General features: G+C 62.3%; 1 pseudogene. It reads left to right on the top strand.

From position 1 onward, the window contains the following. A pseudogene (locus QCE73_RS33940) lies at nucleotides 1-488 on the top strand (hypothetical protein); the annotation flags it as partial.

Genomic DNA, 488 nt, shown 5'->3' with positions numbered 1-488 from the left:
TCACGCCGCACCTCTGTGGCTTCGGGCAAGTGACTGGGCCGCTGCAAGCGATGCTATCGAATCGATTGAGTCCTGGTGGCGCATTCCATCGCCGCTCGCGTGGATGACCGAGGCGCGCTATCGTTCCGCCGGAGTCGATGCTGCGTGGCCGCTAATTGCGGAGTTGGCGTGGTTGGCGCCGGCCCGGTTCACCGCGCTCATTGTCACCCTGCAGGACGCTTCGCTCAACGTGCTGCGTCGACGCTTTGATGCAGATTTCCGAGGCACAGGCGAAGTAGAGGATTACGCGTGGTTTCCAGCGTGGCTGCTGATCATCAAACCGGCAGTCACAGGCAGGCTCGGCGAGGCGCGCGTACACCGCGATCTGCCGGCATCGCGTGCGACTGCCTTACTCGGAGAGATTCTGCGTCGGGAACGTGAAGGCGAACAGCACGAACTGATTGCCCTGCGTCAAGAGATCCGCCGCCTGCATTCGGGCCTTTTTGACA

Origin of the sequence: Caballeronia sp. LZ029 (assembly GCF_031451275.1) — a bacterium.
Taxonomy (GTDB): Bacteria; Pseudomonadota; Gammaproteobacteria; order Burkholderiales; family Burkholderiaceae; genus Caballeronia; species Caballeronia jiangsuensis.
The sequence above is the reverse complement of the archived record's forward strand: the minus strand, read 5'-3'. Positions and strand labels throughout refer to the sequence as shown.